20 protein-coding genes are annotated in these 18021 nt (G+C 73.1%); 9 read left to right on the forward strand and 11 right to left on the reverse strand.

The genetic code is table 11. The annotated features are described in order from the left end of the window. Positions 1-54: 54 nt before the first annotated feature. Entirely contained in the window at positions 55-648 is a 594-nt protein-coding gene (locus ACBI99_RS05145) for a TetR/AcrR family transcriptional regulator (protein ID WP_364172438.1), read from the forward strand. On the opposite strand, the gene ACBI99_RS05150 is transcribed toward ACBI99_RS05145, so the two are convergent. Then, positions 649-1755, reverse strand: coding sequence for an alkaline phosphatase PhoX (locus ACBI99_RS05150; RefSeq protein ID WP_375071762.1), 1107 nt, complete (start codon positions 1753-1755; stop codon positions 649-651). A gap of 156 nt (positions 1756-1911) precedes the next feature. Next, entirely contained in the window at positions 1912-2379 is a 468-nt protein-coding gene (locus ACBI99_RS05155) for a Dps family protein (RefSeq protein ID WP_219514154.1), read from the reverse strand. 80 nt (positions 2380-2459) lie between these two features. Here ACBI99_RS05155 and ACBI99_RS05160 point away from each other — a divergent pair, with 80 nt between their 5' ends. From ACBI99_RS05160 to mmuM, 3 genes are all read left to right on the forward strand, one after another. Next, positions 2460-3158 (forward strand): helix-turn-helix domain-containing protein, encoded by a 699-nt coding sequence (locus tag ACBI99_RS05160; protein ID WP_375071763.1) that lies wholly within the window; start codon positions 2460-2462, stop codon positions 3156-3158. Continuing rightward, positions 3155-5581, forward strand: coding sequence for a VIT domain-containing protein (locus ACBI99_RS05165; protein WP_375071764.1), 2427 nt, complete (start codon positions 3155-3157; stop codon positions 5579-5581). The genes ACBI99_RS05160 and ACBI99_RS05165 overlap by 4 nt, the downstream gene beginning before the upstream one ends. Positions 5582-5678: 97 nt before the next feature. Continuing rightward, positions 5679-6545 (forward strand): homocysteine S-methyltransferase, encoded by an 867-nt coding sequence (gene mmuM / locus ACBI99_RS05170; protein ID WP_308126110.1) that lies wholly within the window; start codon positions 5679-5681, stop codon positions 6543-6545. A 48-nt stretch (positions 6546-6593) separates the two neighbouring features. On the opposite strand, the gene ACBI99_RS05175 is transcribed toward mmuM, so the two are convergent. Then, positions 6594-7025: a DoxX family protein gene (locus ACBI99_RS05175; RefSeq protein WP_375071765.1), complete on the reverse strand. Its 432-nt coding sequence runs from the start codon at positions 7023-7025 to the stop codon at positions 6594-6596. A gap of 81 nt (positions 7026-7106) precedes the next feature. Between ACBI99_RS05175 and ACBI99_RS05180 the strand changes: the two genes are divergently transcribed. Then, on the forward strand, positions 7107-7562 hold the full coding sequence (locus tag ACBI99_RS05180; RefSeq protein WP_219514133.1) for a MarR family winged helix-turn-helix transcriptional regulator: 456 nt from the start codon (positions 7107-7109) through the stop codon (positions 7560-7562). A 16-nt stretch (positions 7563-7578) separates the two neighbouring features. Here the strand turns inward: ACBI99_RS05180 and ACBI99_RS05185 are convergent, their stop codons facing one another. Beyond that, on the reverse strand, positions 7579-8283 hold the full coding sequence (locus tag ACBI99_RS05185; RefSeq protein WP_219514132.1) for a 1-acyl-sn-glycerol-3-phosphate acyltransferase: 705 nt from the start codon (positions 8281-8283) through the stop codon (positions 7579-7581). Positions 8284-8443: 160 nt separating this feature from the next. On the opposite strand from ACBI99_RS05185, the gene ACBI99_RS05190 reads away from it, so the two are divergent. Then, positions 8444-9202, forward strand: a complete 759-nt coding sequence (locus ACBI99_RS05190) for an alpha/beta hydrolase (RefSeq protein ID WP_375071766.1) — start codon at positions 8444-8446, stop codon at positions 9200-9202. A gap of 46 nt (positions 9203-9248) precedes the next feature. After that, on the forward strand, positions 9249-9758 hold the full coding sequence (locus ACBI99_RS05195; RefSeq protein ID WP_357586520.1) for a hypothetical protein: 510 nt from the start codon (positions 9249-9251) through the stop codon (positions 9756-9758). Between the two features lie 30 nt (positions 9759-9788). Here the strand turns inward: ACBI99_RS05195 and ACBI99_RS05200 are convergent, their stop codons facing one another. The 7 genes from ACBI99_RS05200 to ACBI99_RS05230 all read right to left on the reverse strand — a co-directional run bounded on the left by ACBI99_RS05200 (position 9789) and on the right by ACBI99_RS05230 (position 15514). Continuing rightward, positions 9789-10901 carry a hypothetical protein gene (locus tag ACBI99_RS05200; RefSeq protein WP_246646484.1) on the reverse strand — a complete coding sequence of 371 codons (1113 nt, stop codon included), beginning with the start codon at positions 10899-10901 and terminating at the stop codon, positions 9789-9791. A 38-nt stretch (positions 10902-10939) separates the two neighbouring features. Next, complete coding sequence (locus ACBI99_RS05205) at positions 10940-11623, reverse strand: endonuclease/exonuclease/phosphatase family protein (protein ID WP_357586518.1); 684 nt, start codon at positions 11621-11623, stop codon at positions 10940-10942. Between the two features lie 83 nt (positions 11624-11706). Then, positions 11707-12639, reverse strand: a complete 933-nt coding sequence (locus ACBI99_RS05210; protein ID WP_219511203.1) for an ROK family glucokinase — start codon at positions 12637-12639, stop codon at positions 11707-11709. Positions 12640-12656: 17 nt separating this feature from the next. Next, the gene (locus ACBI99_RS05215) at positions 12657-13085 is read right to left on the reverse strand and encodes a hypothetical protein (RefSeq protein ID WP_375071767.1); all 429 of its coding nucleotides are present in this window, start codon (positions 13083-13085) and stop codon (positions 12657-12659) included. A 25-nt stretch (positions 13086-13110) separates the two neighbouring features. Beyond that, positions 13111-14286 (reverse strand): ArsA family ATPase, encoded by a 1176-nt coding sequence (locus tag ACBI99_RS05220; RefSeq protein ID WP_357586514.1) that lies wholly within the window; start codon positions 14284-14286, stop codon positions 13111-13113. 1 nt (position 14287) lies between these two features. Next, the gene (locus ACBI99_RS05225; RefSeq protein ID WP_219511194.1) at positions 14288-14725 is read right to left on the reverse strand and encodes an SRPBCC family protein; all 438 of its coding nucleotides are present in this window, start codon (positions 14723-14725) and stop codon (positions 14288-14290) included. A 21-nt stretch (positions 14726-14746) separates the two neighbouring features. Next, positions 14747-15514, reverse strand: coding sequence for a metallophosphoesterase (locus ACBI99_RS05230; protein WP_219511192.1), 768 nt, complete (start codon positions 15512-15514; stop codon positions 14747-14749). Positions 15515-15652: 138 nt separating this feature from the next. Between ACBI99_RS05230 and ACBI99_RS05235 the strand changes: the two genes are divergently transcribed. Together ACBI99_RS05235 and ACBI99_RS05240 are read left to right on the forward strand one after the other, a co-directional pair. Continuing rightward, a complete protein-coding gene (locus ACBI99_RS05235) occupies positions 15653-17407 on the forward strand; it encodes an AMP-dependent synthetase/ligase (protein ID WP_357586510.1) in 1755 nt (584 codons plus the stop codon). A 140-nt stretch (positions 17408-17547) separates the two neighbouring features. Continuing rightward, on the forward strand, positions 17548-17889 hold the full coding sequence (locus ACBI99_RS05240) for a hypothetical protein (protein ID WP_375071768.1): 342 nt from the start codon (positions 17548-17550) through the stop codon (positions 17887-17889). Positions 17890-18021 lie beyond the last annotated feature (132 nt).

An 18021-nucleotide genomic window follows, 5' to 3' on the forward strand; every position in this document is an offset into this window, starting at 1 on the left:
TTGGCCGAACCAGAAATACAAGTAAATGCTCGCATTTGTCAATGGGGAGACCGCATGACCGAACGCGCGGTGCGCCGGCAGGCGCGCGGGCTGAAACGGATGGCGGAGATCCTCGACGCCGCCGAGCTGGTGATCGCCGACGTCGGCTACCCGGACCTGACGACCAACCAGGTCGCCGCCCGCGCCGGGCTCTCACCGGGCTCGCTCTACCAGTTCTTCCGCAACAAGGAGGAGATCCTCGACGGCCTGGTGACCCGCTACACCACCGACCGGGAGGAGTTCTGGGCGGCCCGGCTCGCGGCGGTCACACCCGACGTGCCGCTGGAGGCGCTGGTCGGCGCGCTCGTGGACGAGAGCGTCGCCTTCAAGGCCGCCAGCCCCGCCTACTGGTCGCTGCTGTACGGCAGCGCGACCGGCGACAAGCTGGCCGCCGCCGCCCGCGTGCTGCACGAGGCCGTCGCCGCCCAGGTCGCCGCCATGCTGCGCCGCCGCTCCCCCGGGCTGGACGAGGAGCGGGCGTTGATGATGGGCACGATGGCGGTGGCCATGGTCAAGGCCGTGATGCCGCTCGCCGGCGACGCCACCCCCCGGCGGGCCGCCGAGCTCGTCGAGGAGCTCAAGGTGATGCTGGTGCGCTACCTGAGCTGATCAGCTCCGGAACGGGCCCGCCACCTCGTACGTGGTCGCCTCGCCGGACGCCGCCGTGGCCGAGAAGTAGAGCCGGTCGCCGCCGGGCGCGAACGCCAGGCCGGACAGCTCGGCGTCGCCGTCGAGCGTGAGAAACGGCGCCATCTCCCGGTCCGGCGTCACGACGTCGATCCGGGACCCCCGGCGAGCCACGTACAGGTCACCGGAGGGCGCGGCCGTGACGGCGCCGACGCCGTCGCACACCCGCTCCACCGCGCCGGTCCGCGTGTCGTACGCCCACAACGCCCCGCCACCGCCTTGGATGCTGTCGCCTCGGGTGGTGAGGAAGCAGACGCCGTCCGCGTAGTGGCAGGCGTCGCCGCCGTCGAAGCGGCGTGCCCCCGCGACCTGGTGGCGGACCGGCTTGAGCAGCGCGGCCGGTGACGGCACCCGCTCCCACGCGCCGGAGCCGCACAGCACCTCCAGCGTGCCCTCCGTCAGGTCGCCCCAGTCGCCCGGCCGGAACCGGTAGAAGCAGCCGTCACGCTCGGCCTCCGTCAGGTAGACGACGCCGAGCCCGGGGTCGCAGGCCGCCCCGCCGTGCGCGAACCGTCCCATCGCCAGCCTCGGCCTGCCCGCGCGCATGCCGTACGGGTCGCACTCGAACACCCGGCCCCGGTGGCCGAGCTCGCAGGACAGCCAGGTGTGCCACGGGGTGGCGCCGCCGCCCCGGTTGACCTCGGTGCCGGACAGGATGCGGTAGGCGCCGCCCACGCTGCCGTCGGGCCGGAAGCGCAGTGCCGACGCGCCGCCGACCACCGGCAGCGCGGCGTTGGAGACGTAGATCCAGCCGGGGCCGTCGGGGAAGCACGCGCCCGCGCCGGGCGCGGCGTGCCACGTCAGCCCGGCCACCTTGCCGCCGGAGCGTGCCACCACCCGCCCCCGGAACCCGCCGGGCACGGCCGGCCGCCCCGGCCCCGCCGAACCGCCCGAGCCCGCCTGACCGCCCAGGCCGCCTGTGCCGCCTGGGACCGCGGGCTCGCCGGGGCTCGGCTCGGTGATCGGGCCGTACGGGCTCGCGCCGCTCTGCCGGATCGGGCCCGTGCGGAGGAGAGTCTTGCGGGACATCGTCAGGCCTCCCTCTTGATGCCACGCTAGTCCACCGCACCGACGTGAATGGGGAGGATCCCCAAGTCCGAACAGTACGCAAACTGCCACGCGAAAGCCCGGGGCGCGGGACTCCGGCTCCGGGCTTCGGTTTCGAATCTCGTCCCCCCGGCAGGGTCAGCGCTGGGCCTGGAACATCCAGCGCTGCTTCTCCACGTCCTGCGTCACGGCGATGAGGATGTCCTGCGACACCTGGTCGGGCTCCTCGGTGGCGTCGATGCGCTCGCGCATCCGCTTGCTGATGCCGTCGAGGACGTCCGTGATCGTGGCGACCACCTTGCCGTCCTCGATCCAGCCGTGCTCCGGCTGCGGGAGCTTGGTCGCCTTCGCGACGGTGGCGGCGCGGCCGTCCGGGCTCACGCCGAGCGCCACGAGCCGTTCGGCGACGACGTCGGTGTGCTGGCGCGCCAGGTCGGTGAGCTCGTCCAGCTGCAGGTGGATGGGGCGGAAGTGGGAGCCGATCACGTTCCAGTGCGCCTGCTTGGCGACCAGGGACAGGTCGATCAGGTCGATGAGAGCGCCCTGGAGAGCCTGGGCGGTGGTCTTCTGCGCGTCACCCTTGATCGGGCCGGAAATCGTAGACATGTCCTCCCCTCTCCCCGGGGAAGCGGGCTTCATTCCCCTCGTTCTTGACAGTGCAACAATGACAGTGTCAGTGTGGTGGCATGAGCGAGACGTGGACGATCGGCGAGCTGGCGGAGCGCGCGGCCGCCCAGCTCCGCTCGCGGGCGCAGCCGCTCAACGGCCGGGTCCGCGAGGTGCCGGGCGAGCGCCTGATCAGGTGGTACACCACGATCGGCCTCGTCGACCCGCCCCTCACCCGCCAGGGCCGGATCGCCCGCTACGGGCGCAGGCACCTGCTCCAGCTCGTCGCCGTCAAGCGCCTCCAGGCCGCCGGGCTGTCCATCGCCGACATCCAGACGGCCCTCGCCGGAGCCACGGACGCCATGCTGGAGGAGGCGGCCCGCCTCACCCCGGATCCCGGCCCCCGGTTCTGGACCCGCCACCCGGCCCCCGACTCCTCCTCGGACGGGCCCCGGGATTTGCCGTACGTCCAGGACGCCCCGGCCGCGGCGCAGGACCTCTCAGGGCCGCGAGCCCCTGCCCGGGCACCCTCGGGGCCGCCGTCCGGGGGTGCGGGCGGGCCCCGGGGATCGGACGGGCCGGAGGGTCCGGCGGTGCGTGGCCGGGGGGCTGCCGGTGGGCACGGTCCCGGTGAGGCCTCGCCCCTGTGGGGGGTCAGGCTCGGGGAACGGGTGACGCTGCTCGTGGAGGGACGGGCTCTGTCGGACGAGGACATCCAGGCCGTGCTGGCGGCTGCGGAGCCGCTGCTCGCGGTGCTCGAAGAGAGGAATCTGGCATGAACATCACGACACTCGAGCCCGCCCGGTGCGCGCCGGTGCCCGACGCCGGGATCGGCGCGCTGCGGACCGCGCGCGGCAACCTGCCGCTGGAGAGCGTGGACGTGTCCGCCGAGGTGTCCGGGCTGGTCGCCGGGGTGAAGGTGGCGCAGGGGTTCCGCAACCCGTTCGACGTCACGCTGGAGGCCACGTACGTGTTCCCGCTGCCGGACCGGGCGGCGGTGACGGCGTTCCGGATGGAGGCGGACGACCGGGTCGTGGAGGGCGTGCTGAAGGAGCGCGGCCAGGCGCGGGCCGACTACGACCGGGCGCTGCGGGAGGGGCGGCGGGCGGCGATCGCCGAGGAGGACCGGCCTGACGTGTTCACGATCCGGGTGGGCAACATCCTGCCCGGGGAGCGGGTGACGGTGCGGCTGGAGCTGAGCCAGCCGCTGCCGTACGAGGACGGGGCGGCCACGTTCCGGTTCCCGCTGGTGGTGGCGCCGCGTTACGTGCCGGGCACGCCGCTGGACGGGCCCGCGGCGGGCGACGGGGTGGCGCCCGACACGGACGCGGTGCCGGACGCGTCCAGGATCAGTCCCCCGGTGCTGCTGCCCGGCTTCCCGGACCCGGTGCGGCTGTCACTGGCGGTCAAGGTCGACGCGGGCGGCCTGGAGCTGCGGGAGCTGGCGTCCAGCCTGCACGTGGTGGAGGAGGCCGGCGGTGTCGTACGGGTGCGTCCCGGCGAGCGGCTGGACCGCGACTTCATCCTGCGGATGGCGTTCGACGCCTCGACGGCGCTGCAACTGGACGGCGCGGGCACGTTCGCGCTGACGGTGGTGCCCCCGGCGCTGGAGTCGCCGAGGGCGCCGCGTGACCTGGTGCTGCTGCTGGACCGGTCGGGCAGCATGGCCGGCTGGAAGATGGTGGCGGCGCGGCGGGCGGCGGCGCGGATCGTCGACACGCTGACGCCGCAGGACCGGTTCGCGGTGCTGGCGTTCGACTCGGTGGTGGAGGAGGCGTTCGAAGGGCTCGCCGAGGGCGGCGACCGCAACCGCTACCGGGCGGTGGAGCATCTGGCGCGGGTCGACGCGCGGGGCGGCACCGAGCTGCTGGAGCCGCTGCGCCGCGCGATCGACCTGCTGGGCGGCGGCGACGGCGGCCGGGAGCGGGTCGTGGTGCTGGTGACCGACGGCCAGGTGGGCAACGAGGACCAGATCCTGGAGCGGGCCGGTGGCGCGCTGTCGGCGATGCGGGTGCACGCGGTGGGCATCGACCGGGCGGTGAACGCGGCGTTCCTGGGCAGGCTGGCCGGGCTGGGGGCGGGCCGGTGCGAGCTGGTGGAGTCGGAGGACCGGCTGGACGCGGCGATGGAGCAGATCCACCGCCGGATCGGCGCGCCGCTGGTGACGGACCTGTCGCTGAAGGGCCTGGACGTGGAGCCGGGCACGCTCACGCACCTGGGCTCGATCTTCCCGGGCGTTCCGCTGCGGGCCTTCGGGCGGTGCCGGGAGGGCTCGGCGGTGACCGTGCGCGGGCTGGCGGCCGGGGCGGCGTGGGAGCAGCGGGTCGAGGTGACGGCCGTCGGCAGCCCGGCGCTGCGCGCCGTGTGGGCGCGCGCGCACCTGCGCGAGCTGGAGGACCGCTACGCGATGGGCGAGCACGGGCTGGAGCCGGAGATCGTCCGCGTGTCGCTGGAGCACGGGGTGCTGTGCCGCTTCACCGCGTACGTGGCCGTCGACAGCAGGCAGGTGGCCGAGGGCGCGCCGGAGCACCGGGCGATCCAGCCGGTCGAGCCGCCGAGCGGCTGGGAGATGCCGGCGCCGGCGGGCGGGTTCGCCTGGATGGCGGCGGAGGCGCCGCGCGGGATGCGGGCCATGGCCGCGCCCGCTCCCGGGCTCAACCCCGGCGGCGGGGGCGACCCGGTCGTCATGGCGGCGGCGCGCGGGCCGCTGTTCGCCGCGCCGATGGCGGCCGGACCGGCGCGGAGCGCGCCGATGGGAGCCAGGCCGGTGCCGCACGGGCTCGACACGGTCCGCGCGCAGCTCGCCGCCGAGCTGGACCGGCTCAAGGCGCTGACCGTGCCGGACGTGCTCTACCTGGCGGACCTGGGCTCCCGGCTGGCGGCGCTGGCGTCCTACCTGGGCGGGCACGCGGAGCTGGCGGCGCTGGCCCGCGAGCTGGAGGCGGCCGAGCGGCCGGGCGCCGACCCGGAGGCGCTGCGCCGCCGGGCAATCGAGGTCCTGACCGCCCTGACCGCCCCCGACCGGCCCGGCGGCCCCACCCCGGAGGGCGGCCCCGGCCGGCCCGACGCCCCCGCCCCCGAGGGCGGCCCCGGGCTGGGCGGACCTGCCACCGGCGGCGGCTCCGGGCCTGGTGGAGGGGCCGGGCCGGAGGGGCGGGCCGGGGATGAGGGGCCGCGGCGGCCCTTCTGGAAGCGCGCCTGAGCCGGGGCAGCGGCACGTCAAGGGAAGGGCAAGGCGGGGCCGGCGCACGCGGGCGCGGCGGCCCCGCGCACCCGTCCGGGGACCATACTCTGGACGGGTGACCACACTCGTGCTGGACGGCGGCCTGTCCACCCATCTCGAAGCGCTCGGCGCCGACCTCGGCGACGCGCTCTGGTCGGCCAGGCTGCTGCTGGAGGACCCCGGGCTCGTCCGGCAGGTGCACGCCGACTACTTCGCCGCCGGCGCCGACGTGGCCACCACCGCGAGCTACCAGGCGTCCATCCCCGGCTTCCGGCGCCGGGGGCTGGACCTGGCCGAGGCCGAGCGGCTGATCGGGCTGTCGGTCGAGCTGGCCGCGCAGGCCCGTGACGAGGCGGGCGGCGGGCTGGTCGCCGCCTCGGTCGGCCCTTACGGGGCGTTCCTGGCCAACGGCGCCGAATACACCGGCGACTACGACCTGGACGAGGACGGCCTGCTGGCCTGGCACCGGCCGCGCTGGGAGATCCTGGCCGCCTCCCAGGCCGACCTGCTGGCCTGCGAGACCATTCCCTCCTACGCCGAGGCGCGGGCACTGGCCCGGCTGCTGGCCGAGACGCCGTCGGTCAAGGCGTGGGTGAGCTTCTCCTGCCGTGACGCGGCCCGCATCAGCGACGGCACCCCGATCGCGGAGGCGGCGGCGCTGTTCACCGGCAACCCGCAGGTGGTCGCCGTCGGCGCCAACTGCACCGCGCCGCGCCACATCCCCGGCCTGATCACCGAGCTGACCGGCAAGCTGCCGGTCGTCGTCTACCCCAACTCGGGCGAGACGTGGGACGCCGGCGGGCGCCGCTGGCTGGGGCTGTCGGACCCGCTGGAGTACGGCCAGGCGGCCAAGGAGTGGCAGGCGGCGGGCGCCGCGCTGATCGGCGGCTGCTGCCGCACCACTCCCGACCACATCCGCGAGGTCCGCGCCCACCTGTCCTGACCGACCGCCCTGACCGAACTGTCCTGACCGGGTGCCGCGTCGCCCCGGTCAGGCGGCGCGGCTGCCGGCCAGCTTCTTGTCCAGGCCGAGGATCCGGTCCAGGGCCAGCGCGCCGCCGCCGGTGAAGCCGATGGCCAGGCTGGCCGCGGCGAGCGCGAGCACGTACTCGTAGCCGCCGTCGCCGACGGCGAAGCCCGCCTGGAGGTGGGCGAAGAAGATCGCGCCCACCATGTCGAGCGCGAGGAGCGTGCCGAAGACGGGCAGCCCGACGCCGAGGATGAGCGCGATGCCGCCGACGACCTCCAGCACGGCGACGAGCGGGGCGGCGAGGCCGGGGAGCGGGATGTCGATCGACTCGAAGAACTGCGTGGTCCCGGCGATCCCCATGGTGGCGAACTTCTGGTAGCCGTGGACGAGGAAGATCACGCCTGTGGCCACCCGGGCGAGCAGCAGTGCGATGTTACGCGCTCGGTCAAGCATGTTGACTCCTTGAAGTTCGTACAGATTTGAACGAGACTCTACCGCGAAAGTTCAAATGTGAACAACAAGTAGACTGATCTGATGAGTGACACCCGGTGGCTCGACCCGACGGAAATGGCGGCCTGGCGCGCGTTCCTCTCCACCGCCCACCTGCTCGAACGGCGCATCGAGGAGCAGCTCAAGGCGGCGGCGGGGCTGACCCATCCGCAGTGGGAGATCCTGGTCAGGCTGGCCGACGCGCCCGACCGGCGCATGCGCATGACCGAGCTCGCCCGGGGCGTGGTGGTGTCCAAGAGCGCGCTGACGTACCAGATCACCCAGTTGGAGAAGGCGGGGCTGGTCGAGCGGACGACCTGCCCGTCCGACGACCGGGGCGTGCTGGCCGTGCTCACCGACGCGGGGACGCGCTGCCTGGAGCAGGTGGCCCCGGGGCACGTGGAAGTGGTGCGCGCCTATCTGATCGACCGGCTCACCCGCGAGGAGCTGGAGACGATGACCAAGGCGATGGGCAGGACCGAGCAGGCCCTGCGCGACTGACCTGGGCGGGCGGCCGTCAGCCCGCCGCCGCGGCGCGGGCGGCGCGCTCCATCTCGACCTTGGCGCTGGCGGCGTACTTGTCGACGTACTCCTGCTCCGACAGCTCCATCAGCGCGTACATGATCTCGTCGGTGACCGCGCGCAGGACCAGCCGGTCGTCCTCCATCCCGTAGTAGCGGGAGAAGTCGAGCGGCTTGCCGAACCGGACGCCGGGCCGGATGCCGAGCTTGGGCAGCGGCCGGCCGGGCGGCATCATCTCGAACGTGTTGACCATGGCCCACGGGATGACCGGGGCCCGCGACTCCAGCGCGAGCCGGGCCACGCCGGTCTTGCCCTTGTAGAGGCGGCCGTCGGGCGAGCGGGTGCCCTCGGGGTAGATGCCGAGCAGGTTGCCCTCGCGCAGCACGCGCAGGCCGGTGCGGAGCGCCGCCTCGCTGGCCTTGCCGCCGGACCGGTCGATCGGCACGGTGCCGACGCCGCTGAAGAACAGCCGGGTGAAGAAGCCCTTGACGCCGCGCCCGGTGAAGTAGTCGGACTTGCCCAGGGAGATGACCTTGCGCCTGAGCTGCAGCGGGCCGAAGAAGTGGTCGGCGAAGGACAGGTGGTTTCCGGCCAGGATGGCGGGGCCCTGCCGGGGCACGTTGTCGATGCCCTCCGCCCACGGCCTGAAGACGAGGTGGAGGATCGGCGCCAAGATGGCCTTGACCACCCAGTAGAACACCCGGCCACCTCTTCCTCATGCGACTGTCTGCGAGCACTCTGCGCGAGCACAGTCATCTTCCCATCCCGGTCCCGATGCTCCTACACCAGCTCTCGCACAATTGCCCCTGATCGTGCGACGATCGGGCAGTTCGGGGATGAAAATGCATGGAGGAGCTGTTATGCCGCTCATGCCAGGCGCTGAGCCCTATCACCATCACGCAGGTCAGGTCGGCGTGCTGCTGTGCCACGGATTCACCGGCAGCCCGCAGTCGCTGCGCCCCTGGGGCGAGCACCTGGCCGCGCACGGCGTCAGCGTCTCGCTGCCCCGCCAGCCCGGGCACGGCACCACCTGGCAGGAGATGAACCACACCCGCTGGGAGGACTGGTACGCCGAGGTGGAGAAGGCGTTCAAGGACCTCCAGGGGCGCTGTGCGGAGGTGTTCGTGGCGGGGCTGTCGCTGGGCGGCTGCCTGGCGCTGCGGCTGGCCGAGGTGCACGGCGACGCCGTCCGGGGCGTCGTGGTGGTCAACCCGTCGATCACCAACGACGTGCCGCTGCTGCGGCTGGCGCCGGTGCTCAAGTGGTTCGTCGCCTCGGTGCCGGGCGTGGCCAACGACATCAAGAAGCCGGGCGCGACCGAGCTCGGCTACACGCGCACCCCGGTGAAGGCCGCCGCGTCGCTGCCCCGCCTCTGGTCCCTGGTCCAGGCCGACCTGGAACGGGTGACGCAGCCGCTGCTGGTCTTCCACAGCACCGAGGACCACGTGGTGAAACCGGCCAGCGTGGCGATCATCCGCCGGAAGGTGCCCCAGGCCACGATCGAGGAGCTTACCGATAGCTACCATGTTGCGACGCTTGACAACGATGCCGACAGGATCTTTGCCGGGAGCCTCGACTTCATCCGGACACATGCCTCGGTACCCTTGCAGAGGGACTGATCGCACCCAGGGGGAAGTCGCGATCGCTGTGGAGAGGCCCATCTAGGTGACGCCCCAGAGTGACGAGGACGAGGTCTGGCGGCAGATCGTCGCGTCCTTCAACGACACGGCCGAGCGCGACTCGGCTGATCAGCCATGGCCGGACAGCGAGAACGTCCCCGCCGAACCGCTGCGGCGGGTGGTGAAACCACCGGAGGAGTTCGCCGACCTCGACCTGAACGGGGAGCCCAGGGAGCCCCGCGAGTCCCGTGACGGCGACACGCTGGACCGGGGTGACGAGGGCGACACGCCGGGCGACGAGGAGGACGAGGGTCACTTCGAGCCGCCGCCTCCTCCCCCGCTGCCCAAGCTCGACCTGCCGACCAAGCTGGCCTGGCTGGCGCTGTTCGGCGGTCCCGCCTACCTGCTGGTGGCGGCGATGGCCGACTGGCGTATGGAGGGCTGGGCGCTGTTCACCGCGGTGGCGGCCTTCATCGGCGGCTTCGTGGCGCTGGTGGTGCGTATGGGCGACGGCCCGCCGAACGACGGCGGCTGGGACGACGGCGCGGTGCTCTAGCGGGCTCCAGCGGTGTTCCAGAGGACCGGGTCAGGAGTCGGGGTCGTCCGGCTGGCCCGGGCCGAACGACTCCACCACGTCGGTGTAGCGCTCCTGGTCGTCGACGGCGTGCCCGACGGCCCACACCGCCTGCCTGCCCGCCAGGTAGGCGACCGCCTGCAGCCGCACGCTGCTGCGCCCCTCGGCGGCGGCGCCGCGCAGGACCTCGCACGAACGCTTGTCGCAGCGCAGCATGAACGCCTGCGAGGCGCGCGCCGGGTCGTAGCCCGAGATCCAGTAGCGGCCCTTGCCGTCGCCGGTGACGCCGTAGAGGCGGGCGCCCTTGACCGGCAGCGACAGCCGCTTCCACCGCTTGCCGTTCCAGGCCAGGGCGAGCGGGCCGACCTTGCCGGGGCCGTGGTAGACACCGCCGACGGCCAGCGCCCGCTTGCCGCTGTCGACGTGGATGTCACGCAGGTAGCCGCCGGGCACCGACGGCACCGGCATGCTCTTCCAGTCGCCGCCGGACTGGTGCACGATCAGCGGCGCCCGCCCGGTGTCGCCGACGGCGAAGCCGCCGGACACCGCGTACAGGGCGCCCTTCTCCTTGGTCGGCTGGAACGTCCACTCGTTGTCGTGCCAGGTGACGATGAGGCCCTTGTCGTCGCGGCTGCCGACGGCGGTGACCCGCTCGCCCGCCGCGTCGATCCCGCCGAGCCAGTCGCCGCTGCGCAGCCCCTCCGGCCGGACGCGGTCGAAGCCGCCCGTGTCGCCGCGGGCGATGAACGGGACGCCGTCGTGGCCGTCGCCGGCCGCCCACACGTCGCCGGAGGAGGCGGCCGAGATCGAACGCAGGCTGCCCGCCCCGGTGGTGTCGCGGATGGGGGCCTCGCTCCAGCGCTCGCCGTTCCAGTGGCGGATGGTGCCGCGGTTCTTCCACACGTCCCAGATCTGCTGCTGGCCGACGGCCCACACGTCGCCGGAGGACAGGGCAAGCACGTCGGAGAGCGAGCCGTCGGCCACCAGCCGCACGCTCGTCGTCCGCTCCCACGCGTCGATGGCGGCGGGGCGGGGCTCGGCATGCGCGGCGGGCGTGACCCCGGACAGGGCCACGGACGTCGCCAAGGTCAAGGAGAGCGCACGCCGCTGATAGCGACGGGTCATGGATCAAATGCTATTGGCTGAACGCCGCTGATGCCCCGTTAGGGGAAGACTCGCAGTTCGGCGAGCACCGGGAGGTGGTCGCTGGCCCCGGTCAGGTCGGGGCTCGCGGCTTCCACGCCGCCGCACGACACGACACGCAGCCCGCGCGCGGCGAACAGGGCGTCGATGCGATGGCGGGGCTTGGCGGCGGGGAAGGTGAGCCCGTCGCCGCGCGGCGCGGCGGCGTGGCAGTCGGCCAGGCGGGCGGCCAGCAGCCGCCAGGCCGGCCGGCAGGGGTGCTCGTTGAGGTCGCCGCCCAGCACCACCTCGGCGTCGTGGCGGGCGGCGACGGCCTCGGTCAGCTCCAGCGCCTCGGCGGCGTGGCACGTCCTGGCGGCCTCGTGCAGGTCGAGGTGGAACGAGCCGACCGCCAGCCGCGCCCCCTCGACCTCCACGACGGCCACGGCCAGCGCGCGGGCCTCCAGCCCGGCGAACACCTTGAGCACGTGGCTCTCGGCGTGCAGCACCCGGGCGCGCGGCCCGGCCAGCACCGCGACGCCGCGCCTGGTGTGCCCGCCGGCCGTGCGCAGCCCGTGGCGCGCGATCAGGCGGCGCCAGCGCAGGCGCCGGTGCGGCAGCCGCGGCACCTCCTGGACGCAGATCACGTCGGCGCGGGCCGCCGCGATCACCCGCTCCAGCGCGGCCCCGTCGTCCCTGAGCCCATGCAGGTTGTACGTGACCACCCGGACATCCGGGACAGCGGGAACGTCACGGCCGGGCGGGCCCGGCACGGCGGCAGACTCAGGCCCGGCGGCGCCGCCGGCGGTCAGCGGCGGCGGGCGAGGTCGGCGGCGCCCACGACGCCGGCCGAGGCGCCCAGCTCGGCCATCCGCACCTCGGCGACGGGCCGGTGGCCCCGGCCGGTGAGCCGCTCCTCGAAGGCCGCGCGGGCCCGGTCGAGGAACAGGTCGGCGGCCCTGGACACGCCGCCGCCGAGGATGAAGCACCCGGGGTCGAGGACGGCGGCGAGGTCGGCCATGCCCTGGCCGAGCCAGTCGGCGACGCTGGCGAAGGCGGCGAGCGAGGCCTCGTCGCCCATCCGGGCCGCCTCGGTCACCTCCTCGCCCTCGATCCGGCCGCCGGCCAGCCCGAGCAGCGTCCGGGCGCGCTCGGGGTGCAGGGCGGCGGTCTCCCTGGCCTCGGCGACGAGCGCGTTGCCGCTAGCGTACTGCTCCCAGCAGCCGTGGCGGCCGCAGCCGCACAGCCGCCCGTCGGGCACCACCTGCATGTGGCCGAGTTCGGCGCCCATGCCCCAGTGGCCGCGGTAGAGGTGGCCGTCGAAGACGATGCCGCCGCCGATGCCGGTGCCGATCGTCAGGCAGACCACGTGGGACTGCCCGCGCCCGGCCCCGAACCTGGTCTCGCCCCAGGCCATGGCGTTGGCGTCGTTCTCGATCACCACGGGCAGGCCGACGAGCCCGCTGATCTTCTTCTGCAGGGGCTCCTCACGCCAGGCGAGGTTGGGGGCGAAACGTACGATCGACCGGGTCTCGTCGACGAACCCTGCCGCGCCGACGCCGACGGCCTCGATCTCGCGGTCGCCCGCGAGCTCGCGCACCACGTCCGCGACCGTCTCGGCGACCAGGTCGGGCCGGTCGGCGGCGGTGGGCCTGAGCGCGTGCTGGACGATCTGTCCGTCGTCGTCGACCACACCGGCGGCGACCTTGGTGCCGCCGATGTCCACACCGATCGTGAACATTGCCCGCCTTCCCCTTTTTATCCCAGGTCTATGTGCTCGACATTGTCGCGGTCGCGGTCGCGGTCGCGCTCGTCGCGCGGCCGGCGGGGGGCGGGCCTGCTCAGCGCGTCGAACGCCTCGCGGAAGGCGGCGAACAGCTCGCCGCCGGCGGCCATGATGTGCCCGGCGACGTCGCCCGCCGCCTCGCCTGCCCGGTTCGTGGCGCCTTCGCGCTGTGCCGCGATCGCGCGGCAGAAGGGGCACGCCTTGCAGACGTACTCGCCTTCGGGCTCGGACACGGCCTCGCCCCAGACGTCCTTCTGCTCCCGCCCGCCGCCACCGCCCGTGAACGAGTTGAACACGGTCTTGCCGACCTGGCGGGTGGCCCGGCCCTGGATCGCGTCGAAGAGCTTGCGCGCCTCTTCGGCGACGGTCCCGATGGGATCTCTGTCGTTGTTGTCGGTCATGTGGCCCTCCCGGCTGATGCGGCGCTCATCCCGTCGCGTGCGCTTCGTCGGATTTCGCCTCCGAGGTGAACCGTACCCGGAGCGCGCCGTCGCGGAGCACCGCCGAGCTGATCTTCCTGCGGGCGAGGGCGGCGGGCAGCGCCAGGATGCGCCGGTAGGGCCCGGCGGTGATGATCAGTTCGTCGCCCTTGCGGGCCAGGTCGACGTCGCCGTGGCGGGCGCCCGGCAGCGCCAGCGTGAGCTCGTCGGCCGACAGCCGCAGCGGCGGCGGCGCGGCGGGCGGGGCGAACGGGTCGGCCTCGCCGTAGAGCGCCTCGCCGAGCCTGGCCAGCGCCTCCTTGCCGACCGGCTCGGCGGGCAGGTAGGGGACGACGTGCACGGGCAGCGGCGCGAACGACTCCTCGGCCTCGGCCAGCAGCCTGCTCTGGGCCTCCACCCACTGGGCGCGCCACGGGTCGGCGTCACCGGCGGGGAAGACCCGGTTGGCGACGACGGCGTCGACGCGGTAGCCGTACAGGTTGAGCGACGTGAGGGTGCGCCGGGCCTCGGCGAGCACCACCGACTCGGGCGTGAGCACGAGGCGGACGGAGGCGTGGCCGCCGGTGAGCAGGTCGCGCACCTCCATCAGGCCGCGGTGGAAGCGTTCGGCGGCGCCGACCACCTCGTCACCGGGCGCGCTGACGCGGGCGACGCCGCGCACGAACGGCGCGGCGACCCGCAGCAGCCGGCGGCCGAGCGGCATCAGCCGGTTGACGTGCCAGTCGAGCGCCTCGGGCAGCGCGAGCAGGCGCAGCGTCTCGGCGGTGGGCGCGCAGTCGACGACGATGACGTCCCAGCGGCCCTCGCGGGCGTGCTCGCGCAGCTCCATGAGGGCGATGAGCTCCTCCGCGCCGGGCAGCACGGTCAGCTCCTCGGAGGTGATCTCGTCCAGGCCCAGCTCGGCGAGCAGGCCGCGGGCGTAGTCGCGCAGCTCGCCCCAGTGGCGCTCCAGCGAGCGCTGCGTGTCGACCTGGTGCAGGTGCAGGCCGGGCGCGACCTCGCCGGGCTCGACGGCGAGCGCGTCGGCCAGCGAGTGGGCGGTGTCGGTGGAGACGATCAGCGTCTTGAGCCCGCGCCGGGCGGCGAGCGTGGCGGTGGCCGCGGCGGCCGTCGTCTTGCCGACGCCGCCCTTCCCGGTGAACAGCAGGACGCGGGGGCTCACCTCAGCGGCCTTCGACGCGCTTCTTGAGGCCCTTGAGCGCGGTGTCCACGATCACCTTCTCCGCCTTGCGCTTGATCATGCCGATCATCGGGACGGCGAGGTCGACCGCGAGCTCGTACGTCACCTCGATCCCCCTGCCCGTGTCGGCGAGCAGATAACTGCCGTCGAGGCGGGAGACCATCTTGCCGGGCTCCGACACCCGCCAGCTCACGCTCTGGTCGTCGTTCCAGGTGTAGGCGAGGGTGTAGGTGTCGCTGATCATGCCGGCGTCGAGGACGAACCGCACGGACTCGGGCCTGCCGTCAGCGCCGGTGGACAGGACCTCGGCGCTCTTCACCTGGCCGGCCCACTCGGGGTAGGCGGGCAGGTCGGCGATGACCGCCATGACGCCGGCGCGATCGGCGTCGATGACGATGCTCGAACTGGTGCGATCAGCCATGCGACCAAGATACTGGGCCGCTCACCATTCGAGGATGTACGGAACGCCCTTTCCCCGGAAATGGCCCACGTTCACGCATTCGGTGCGGCCGATGCGCAGGCGCGGGTAGAGCGGCTGGTGGACGTGGCCGAACAGGGCGTAGCGCGGCTGGGTCCGCCTGATCAGCTCCAGCGTGGCCTCGCTCCCCCGCTCGAAGCGCCGGGCGACCACGTCGTAGAGCAGCTCGGGCACGGCGGGCGGGATGTGGCAGCACAGCACGTCGACCTCGCCGAGCGCCTCGACCTTGGCGGCGTACGCCTCGTCGCTGATCTCGTACGGGGTGCGGTAGGGGGTCTTGAGCCCGCCGCCGACGAACCCGAAGCGCAGCCCGCCGATCTCCGCCGTCTCCCCGTCGAGCACCCGGTGGCCGGGGCGCAGGTAGTCGGCCCACAGGCGCGGGATGTCGACGTTGCCGTAGGTGAGGTAGGCGGGCGCGGGCATGGCGGCGAACAGGTCGCGGTACTGGGCGCGCACGTTGCGCTCGATGTGCTCGCGCGGGTCGCCGTCGAGGCTCGCCCACAGCGCCGCCGACATGGCCCTGGCCTCGTCGAACCGCTTGGCCGTGCGCAGCGCGATGAACCGGGCGGCCTGCTCGGCGCCGAACAGGTCGGCGAAGATGCCCTGCGCGTGGTCGTCGTAGTCGATGAACAGGATCAGGTCGCCGAGACAGATGAGCGCGTCGGCGCCGTCGCCCGCCCGCGCCAGCGCGTCCGCCCTGCCGTGCACGTCACTGACCACGTGGACCCTCATGGGCCGATCCTATGAACAACGGCTGCTAGCGTGATGAATGCCCTTCATCACGTCTGGATGACGAACCTACCGGCGCGTAACTTGTCGCGGTAACGTCCAGCGCATACCAGAAGCGTGCACCCGACTAGGAGTGGATCCGTGCGCGAGTACAGCGTCCCGGTGCTGGTGGATGTGCCTGCCGCCGCCTGCCTGCCCGACACCGTGTTCCGGCGGGGCGAGCAGGAGCCCGGCCGGGTCGTCATGCGCCGCAAGCAGGACGACGCCTGGCCGGTCGTCACGGCGGGCGAGTTCCGCGACCAGGTGGTGGCGCTGGCCCGTGGCCTCGTCGCGGCCGGCATCGAGCACGGCGACCGGGTGGCGCTGATGTCGCGCACCCGCTACGAGTGGACGCTCATCGACTACGCGATCTGGTCGATCGGCGCGGTGACCGTGCCGGTGTACGAGACCTCCTCGGCCGAGCAGGTCCGCTGGATCCTCGCCGACAGCGGCGCCAAGGCCGTCTTCGTCGAGCTCGACACGCACGAGGAGACCGTGCGCGAGGCCGCGCCCGACCTCAAGCTCGTGTGGCGGGTCGACGCCGGCCCCGAGGGCGCCGACGTGGAGGAGGCCGCGGTGCACGAGCGGCGCTCCCTGGTGTGCGCCGCCGACCTGGCCACGATCGTCTACACCTCGGGCACCACCGGCCGGCCCAAGGGCTGCCGGATCACCCACGACAACCTGCTGTTCACCGCCGTCAACGTGCTGCGCGGGCCGCTGGAGCCGCTGTTCGCCGCCAAGGACCCGGCGGCGCTGCTGTTCCTGCCGCTGGCGCACATCTTCGCGCGGATGATCCAGGTGGTGCTCGTCGAGGCGGGCGCGATCATGGCGCACACCCCGAACATGAAGAACGTCGCCCCCGACCTCCAGGACTTCAAGCCCACGTTCCTGCTCGGCGTGCCGCGCGTCTTCGAGAAGGTCTACAACGCCGCCGAGCAGAAGGCCATCGCGGGCGGCAAGGGCAAGATCTTCGCCCGCGCCGTCGACGTGGCCGTGGCCTGGAGCAAGGCCGAGAGCTCCGGCGGCGCCCCCCTCGGCCTGCGGCTGCGGCGGGCGCTGTTCGACAAGCTCGTGTACGGCAAGCTGCGCGCGGCCACGGGCGGCAGGCTCACCGCGGCGGTGTCGGGCGGATCGGCGCTCGGCGACCGGCTCGGCCACTTCTTCCGCGGCGTCGGCATCGAGGTGTACGAGGGCTACGGGCTCACCGAGACCTCGGCCCCCTGCTCGGTCAACATGCCGGGCGCCAACAAGATCGGCACGGTCGGCAAGCCGCTGCCCGGCGTGACGCTGCGCATCGGCGACGACGGCGAGATCCTGGCCCGGGGCCGCAACGTGTTCGCCGGCTACTGGAACAACGACGAGGCCACCGCCGAGGCGATCGACGAGGCCGGCTGGTACCACACCGGCGACGTCGGCGAGCTCGACGCCGACGGCTACCTGCGCATCACCGGGCGCAAGAAGGAGATCCTGGTGACGGCCGCGGGCAAGAACGTCGCCCCCGGGCCGCTCGAGGACTCCCTGCGCGCCCACCCGCTCATCTCGCAGGCCATGCTCGTCGGCGACGGCCGGCCGTTCGTCGGCGCGCTCGTCACGCTCGACCCCGAGGCGCTGGAGCAGTGGTCGTCCGGCAACGGCCGCCCCGCCGACCCGCGCACCGACCCGCGCATCCTGGCCGAGGTGCAGGGCGCGGTCGACCGGGCCAACGCCATGGTGTCGAAGGCCGAGCAGATCAAGAAGTTCACGATCCTGGCCGCCGACCTCACCGAGGAGAGCGGCCACCTGACCCCCACCCTCAAGGTCAAGCGCAACCTCGTCATGCGCGACTTCGACCCCGAGATCGAGGCCCTGTACGGGTAATGCTGGGGCTCCAGCATTGCCAAGAAACCGTATGGAGTCGTCTGCACACGCGGAGTAGCTTTTGGATGACATCGGGACCGGAGATCGCCAACATCCCCGGTCCCTGCCTTCGAAGGTAGGGGAGCTCCATGGTGAGTGTCATGGAAATCGCGCAGGATCTGACGGAGAGGATCAACGGCGTCGCCGCCCGGGTCAAGACCCTCGACGGAAAGGTCACCCTGCTCGACAAGCGCGTCGAGCGCCTGGAGGTCAAGGTCGACCGCCTGGAAGTCAGGGTCGAGCGTCTGGAGGTCAAGGTCGACCGCCTGGAGGAGAAGGTCGACGCGGGCTTCCAGGCCGTGGAGCGCAGGTTCGAAGCGGTCGACCGCCGGTTCGAGACGATGGACCGCCGGTTCGAGACCATGCAGAAGACGCAGAACGACATGATGGGCATCCTGGTCGACATCCAGCGCAGGCTGAGCGACCCGAGCGCCTGTAACTAGCCGGTCAGCTGAGAGGCCGTCGGCCCGCGGGAGCGGGTTCGGCGGCCTCTTCGGCGTTCGTGGGGCGGAAACGCACACGTTGACAGTTTGAAATGGTGCGTTTTCGATGAAGGGTGAGTGAACTCGGGGGAA

Source organism: Nonomuraea sp. ATR24 (genome assembly GCF_041950485.1).
GTDB lineage: Bacteria > Actinomycetota > Actinomycetes > Streptosporangiales > Streptosporangiaceae > Nonomuraea > Nonomuraea ceibae.

Bases quoted from the DNA above. Each gene is read 5' to 3' on its own strand.
- ACBI99_RS05145 (WP_364172438.1), top strand. From the start codon at position 55: ATGACCGAACGCGCGGTGCGCCGGCAGGCGCGCGGGCTGAAACGGATG.
- ACBI99_RS05150 (WP_375071762.1), bottom strand. From the start codon at position 1,755: ATGTCCCGCAAGACTCTCCTCCGCACGGGCCCGATCCGGCAGAGCGGC.
- ACBI99_RS05155 (WP_219514154.1), bottom strand. From the start codon at position 2,379: ATGTCTACGATTTCCGGCCCGATCAAGGGTGACGCGCAGAAGACCACC.
- ACBI99_RS05160 (WP_375071763.1), top strand. From the start codon at position 2,460: ATGAGCGAGACGTGGACGATCGGCGAGCTGGCGGAGCGCGCGGCCGCC.
- ACBI99_RS05165 (WP_375071764.1), top strand. From the start codon at position 3,155: ATGAACATCACGACACTCGAGCCCGCCCGGTGCGCGCCGGTGCCCGAC.
- ACBI99_RS05175 (WP_375071765.1), bottom strand. From the start codon at position 7,025: ATGCTTGACCGAGCGCGTAACATCGCACTGCTGCTCGCCCGGGTGGCC.
- ACBI99_RS05180 (WP_219514133.1), top strand. From the start codon at position 7,107: ATGAGTGACACCCGGTGGCTCGACCCGACGGAAATGGCGGCCTGGCGC.
- ACBI99_RS05190 (WP_375071766.1), top strand. From the start codon at position 8,444: ATGCCGCTCATGCCAGGCGCTGAGCCCTATCACCATCACGCAGGTCAG.
- ACBI99_RS05200 (WP_246646484.1), bottom strand. From the start codon at position 10,901: ATGACCCGTCGCTATCAGCGGCGTGCGCTCTCCTTGACCTTGGCGACG.
- ACBI99_RS05210 (WP_219511203.1), bottom strand. From the start codon at position 12,639: ATGTTCACGATCGGTGTGGACATCGGCGGCACCAAGGTCGCCGCCGGT.
- ACBI99_RS05215 (WP_375071767.1), bottom strand. From the start codon at position 13,085: ATGACCGACAACAACGACAGAGATCCCATCGGGACCGTCGCCGAAGAG.
- ACBI99_RS05225 (WP_219511194.1), bottom strand. From the start codon at position 14,725: ATGGCTGATCGCACCAGTTCGAGCATCGTCATCGACGCCGATCGCGCC.
- ACBI99_RS05230 (WP_219511192.1), bottom strand. From the start codon at position 15,514: ATGAGGGTCCACGTGGTCAGTGACGTGCACGGCAGGGCGGACGCGCTG.
- ACBI99_RS05240 (WP_375071768.1), top strand. From the start codon at position 17,548: ATGGAAATCGCGCAGGATCTGACGGAGAGGATCAACGGCGTCGCCGCC.